Here is a 4735-nt window from a genome sequence, read left to right as displayed (position 1 = left end):
GGGGGGGCCGCCCCCCGGGGCGCGGGGCCCCACCGGTCACTCCGCCAGTTCGCGGTGCAGCCGGGCGCGTAGGCCCCGCACCTCGGGCGCGTCCAGTTCGCCGCAGCGATCCAGCGCCCGGCGGCGCAGCAGCCGGGCGTCCGCGGTCCCGGCCGGCGCCACGGAGGCGAGCGCCGCCAGTGCCTGCGCCTCCCACCAGGGGCTAGCGACGGCGGCGAACAACCGCTGGGCGCGGTGCAGCTCGCCGCGCGCCGCCGCCGGCTTACCCAGCTGCGACAGGGCCAGCCCGTGCCGGTACGCGGCGAGCGCCTCGCCGAACGGCGCACCGGCCCGCCGGAACATCACCCCGGCGTGGCCGTACTCGGCGGCGGCCTCCCCGAGCCGGCCCAGCCCGGCCAGCGACGCGGCGAGGCTCATTGTCGTACTCGCCTGCCCGACGAGCGCCCCGGCGCCGCTGAGACCGGTGTCGCCGCGGTAGAAGGCGAGGGCGGCCCGGTGCAGTTCGGTCGCCCCGGCGTACCGGCCGGTAGCCGCCAGGGCGCTGCCCTGCACGTTGGTGGCGCACCACGCGCCGAGTTCGTAGCCGACCTGACGGAACAGCGCCACGGCCCGTCGTGCGGCCGGCACCGCGGCGTCGGCCCGTCCGGTGCGCACGGCGATGGCGGCGCGGTAGGTCAGCGCCCACGCCTGCTCGCGCGCGTCGTCCAACCGCCCGGCAAGGTCGAGGGCGCGGTCGAGGGCGGCCAGCGCCTCGGCGTGCCGGTCCCGGCAGAAGTACCGGGCCCAGCCGAGGAAGTTGAGCAGCACCACCTCGTCGCGCGGGCTGCGCAGCGCCTGCGCCGCCGTCACGCCGAGCGAGAAGATCTCGTCCCAGCCGTGCCGGTGGGTGGCGACGTCGGAGTACCAGTGCAACGCCTTCGCGACGCGTACGACGTCGGCGTGCCGGCCCTGGCGGGCCGCCTCGCGCAGCGCGGCGAGCCAGTGCGTGGACTCGCGGTCCAGCCACCCGGCGGCGGCCCGGTGCCCGGCGAACGGGGTGGCGGTGCCCCGACCGGTCGGGTCGAAGGTGGCGGCGGCCCCGGCCGCCCGGTCGAGCAGCCAGGTGAGCATGCGGTCGTGCGCGGCGCGCCGCTGCGACGCGGTCTCGTCGGCGTCGAGGCGCTCCTGGGCGAAGAGGCGGACCAGGTCGTGGAACTGGTAGCGGTCGCCGCACGACGACAGCAGGCCCGCGTCGACGAGTTCCTCGACGGCCGGCAGGGCCGCAGCGTGGTCGGTGCCGGCCACCGCCGCGACCAGTTCGGCGTCAAAGTCGGCGCCGGGGATGAGCGAGGCCCGCCGGAACACGGCCGCCGTCGCCGGGCAGAGCTGCCGGTACGAGACCTCGAAGGCGGCGCGTACCCCCAGGTCGCCGGCGGTCAGGGTGGCCAGCCGGCGGCGCTGGTCGCGCAGCTGGTCCACCAGGTGCCGCACGGGCCAGTCGGGGCGGGTCGCCAGCCGGTTGCCGGCGATCCGCAGGGCCAGCGGCAGGTAACCGCAGAGCGCCGCGAGCTGGTCGACGCCGGCCGGGTCCGCGGCCACCCGACGGGCGTCCACGATGGCGCCGATCAGCGCCCGCGCGGCGGCGGGCTCGAGCAGCCCGAGCGGCACCCGCGCGGCGGCCAGCCCGGCCAGCGGCTGGCGGGCGGTGACCAGCACGAGGCAGCGCGGGCCGGCGGGCAGCAGCGGTCGCACCTGCGCCTCGCCGGCGGCGGCGTCCACCACCAGGAGGAGCCGGCGGTCCCGGGTGAGGGTCCGGAACAGCTTGCCGCGCTGCCCTGGTTCGGCGGGGATCCGGTCCTCGGGCACACCGAGCGAGCGCAGCAGCCCGGCGAGCGCGTCGCCCGGCTCGCCCCCACCCGATCCGGTGGCGGTGAGGTCCACGTAGAGCTGGCCGTCGGGAAACGCGGCACGCGCCCGGTGCCCGGCGGTCACGGCGAGGCTGGTCTTGCCGGTACCTGCCGGACCGGGCAGGACGGCCACCCGGGGCCCGGCGTCGTCCGGCCCGGCCGACGTGCCCGCCGCCAGGTGCGCCAGCGCCGCGAGTTCGGCGGTACGGCCAGTCAGGTCCGGCACCGGCGCGGGCAGCTCCGCCGGCACGGGCGGGCCGGACGGTCCGCATCGGACGGCGTCGCCGGCTGGCCCGGGTGCGGTGCTGCCCACGCCGGCCGGCCCGGATGCCCGCTCGCCGGTCGCCACACCGCACGCCTGCTCCGGGACCCGCCCGGTCACCGCCGCCTCGGACGCCTCCGCCTGCGGGCACCCGGCTATCGCCGGGTCGGGCGTCGCCGGGCCGGCCATCCGCCCGGCCGGCCCGCCGCCGCACGGGACCGGCGCGGCGGGGCGGGCCAGGTCGAGGAGGCGCCGCCGGTCGGCGGCGTCGAGGTCCAGGGCGTCGGCGAGCAGGGCCAGGGTGCGCCGCTGTGGACTGCGGACCCGGCCGTTCTCCATCTCCCGGATGCCGCGCACGCTGGAGCCGGACGCCTCGGCGAGCATCTCCTGGGTGAGCCCTCGGCCGCGACGCAGGGCGCGCAGCAGGGCGCCGAAGCCACCGTCGACGGGCATGTTCCCCCCATGCAGCAGACGTCCGCGGTCGCGTAGCGCATCGATGATCGCACCGAGCGCTGCCGGCCGGCAGGGCCGGCAGGGGGTGAGCCTGACCACAGGACCGCCGCGACGTGCCATCGCCGAACCCAAGCAATGGCGACCACTACAGCGCTACATCGGATGCCGCGACCACTTCGAAGACACCGTCCTCGCTGTCGCCATCACGGGACTGGTCTCCGACCGCGCCGCCGAGCGGTAACCCACTACCAGCCGAACCGCCCATGCGAGCCTGACCAGGCATCAATCGCGCACCAAGTCGTAAGGGCGCGCAGATAAATAAGTAGCGATTTGGTGTTCCCGCGCTGTTCCATGTGGTATGGGCTTGGTGACGGAGACTGAGGGGATACTGGCGGCGAAGTTCCGGGTCTTGTTTCCGCATCTGGATGAGCGGCAGCGTCGTCTGTTGATGGGTGCCGAGGCTCGGGTCCTGGGCCATGGGGGGATCAGGCTGGTAGCCCGAGCTGCAGGGGTTGCCGAGAGTACGGTGTCACGCGGGGTGTCCGATCTGGACGCCGGCGAGGAGCCGTTGGGCAGGACCCGCCGGGCGGGCGGGGGCCGTAAACGGCTGGTCGATCTTGACCCGGGGTTGCGGGTCGCGTTGCTGGCGTTGGTCGAGCCGGACATGCGCGGAGATCCGATGTCGCCGCTGCGGTGGACGACGAAGTCGACCCGCAAGCTGGCCGAGGAGTTGACCCGGCGGGGCTGGCGGATCTCGGCTGACACGGTGGCTGACGTGCTGCGTGGCGAGGGTTTCAGCCTGCAGGCCAACGCCAAGACGATCGAGGGCAAGCAGCATCCGGACCGCGACGCGACGCGGGAGAGTCCTGATCCCACCAAGAGGTCATATGCGCAAAACTGGCCGACTATACGCGACCTTACATGCGTCTAGATCTCTTCTTGTTTCGCATGATTGTAATTAAGGCTAATCGGATCTGCCGCAGGCCCATGACCTCCTATTACTCGACCTTCGTGATGTCGGACACAGAGTAGGATTCAGGAGGGACTGTTAGCCTCCATTGCGTGAAGAAACCCTCAATCAAAAAAGCGTTAAAGAATCGAGTACTGATTCGGATCACTGGCGTGCTCTCAATCGCAGCCCTGCTAGTGGGCGGGAATGCCGTTGCCGGCCCACCATCGACGGCGCTGGCCGCAGTTGGCAGCTGTCCCGATCAGTACTTCGACAACGGCCTCCAGGCGATGTACAAGCTCGACGAGATCCGGCGGGGCATCCCGCCGAACGAAAATCCGAACTACCTCTACGGAATCTACATCACCGGAGCTTTCCACGCTCCTCTCTACCAAAAGAGGATCTGCGGCCCGATCTGATCAACTTCCGGTTAGCGAGCAGGGATGAGGCAGGGGTTCACGATCTGCGGGAATCCCTACCTCCCTGCATTTCGCGCTTCGACCTCTAAGTCGATGGTGTAGACACTGAAGTAGTCTCAGCGGCTTTGCGGTAGGTATTTGTGCTCGAAGTGGGTCAGATGGAGCGCTGCGGCGACGATGTCGCTGATCCGGCGGGGGCTGGCGGTGGTATGCCGTAGGGTCTTCCACCGTCCGATCAGGATCGCGAAGCCGCGTTCGCCCTGCCAACGCAATCCGCGTAGCAGCCGGTTGTAGGCGCGGTTGTCGGGAGCGAGCCGCTGTCCGTCGGTGGTTTGCTTGTACGGGGTTTTGATGCCGTGACCTGCGCCTTCGTTGCCGGAGTCGGCCAGGGTGGGCAGATGCAGGTCGGAGGCGGCCCAGTTCAGGGTGGCGGTGATGCCCTGACGTTCGGCGGTGAGTAGCCGGCCGAGGTGCTGCACGAATTCTCTGGGAACATCGACCATGGCAGGATATGCGATCACGCGGAGTCCTCGGGTTGATGGATCTTGTGGTGAGAACTCATCTACCGTGGGCTCCACGCCCGTTTCCAGCGGCACCCGTGCAGTCCGGCTCGCCCGTGTCGCACCAATTGCCGGCGTACGGATTCCGGTGCAGAGTCGGGTACGCCAAATGGGCTCTGTCGCTGATCTTGTGACGGGGGCTCACGCCTGGAGCAGGATGCGTTTGCGGAGCAGGTCGAAGTTGGCGCGGCCGTAGCCCATGCGTT

Annotated in this window: 4 protein-coding genes and 1 pseudogene; 3 read left to right on the top strand and 2 right to left on the bottom strand. The window is 71.6% G+C overall.

Translation table 11 applies throughout. The features are described from left to right. Positions 1-36 precede the first annotated feature (36 nt). The gene (locus ABZ671_RS32320; protein WP_357865231.1) at positions 37-2601 is read right to left on the bottom strand and encodes a helix-turn-helix domain-containing protein; all 2565 of its coding nucleotides are present in this window, start codon (positions 2599-2601) and stop codon (positions 37-39) included. Positions 2602-2644: 43 nt separating this feature from the next. Between ABZ671_RS32320 and ABZ671_RS32315 the strand changes: the two genes are divergently transcribed. The 3 genes and pseudogenes from ABZ671_RS32315 to ABZ671_RS32305 all read left to right on the top strand — a co-directional run bounded on the left by ABZ671_RS32315 (position 2645) and on the right by ABZ671_RS32305 (position 3969). Continuing rightward, positions 2645-2842 carry a hypothetical protein gene (locus ABZ671_RS32315; protein ID WP_357865228.1) on the top strand — a complete coding sequence of 66 codons (198 nt, stop codon included), beginning with the start codon at positions 2645-2647 and terminating at the stop codon, positions 2840-2842. A 117-nt stretch (positions 2843-2959) separates the two neighbouring features. Further along, a pseudogene (locus ABZ671_RS32310) lies at positions 2960-3451 on the top strand (ISAzo13 family transposase); the annotation flags it as partial. Positions 3452-3663: 212 nt separating this feature from the next. Beyond that, complete coding sequence (locus ABZ671_RS32305; RefSeq protein WP_357865225.1) at positions 3664-3969, top strand: hypothetical protein; 306 nt, start codon at positions 3664-3666, stop codon at positions 3967-3969. 116 nt (positions 3970-4085) lie between these two features. Here ABZ671_RS32305 and ABZ671_RS32300 read toward each other — a convergent pair whose 3' ends face one another. Beyond that, complete coding sequence (locus ABZ671_RS32300; protein WP_357865223.1) at positions 4086-4565, bottom strand: transposase family protein; 480 nt, start codon at positions 4563-4565, stop codon at positions 4086-4088. Between the last annotated feature and the right edge of the window lie 170 nt (positions 4566-4735).

The sequence above is a fragment of the Micromonospora sp. NPDC006766 genome (genome assembly GCF_040636055.1).
Taxonomy (GTDB): domain Bacteria; phylum Actinomycetota; class Actinomycetes; order Mycobacteriales; family Micromonosporaceae; genus Micromonospora.
The sequence above is the reverse complement of the archived record's forward strand: the minus strand, read 5'-3'. Positions and strand labels throughout refer to the sequence as shown.

Bases quoted from the DNA above. Each gene is read 5' to 3' on its own strand.
- ABZ671_RS32320 (WP_357865231.1), bottom strand. From the start codon at position 2,601: ATGCCCGTCGACGGTGGCTTCGGCGCCCTGCTGCGCGCCCTGCGTCGC.
- ABZ671_RS32315 (WP_357865228.1), top strand. From the start codon at position 2,645: ATGATCGCACCGAGCGCTGCCGGCCGGCAGGGCCGGCAGGGGGTGAGC.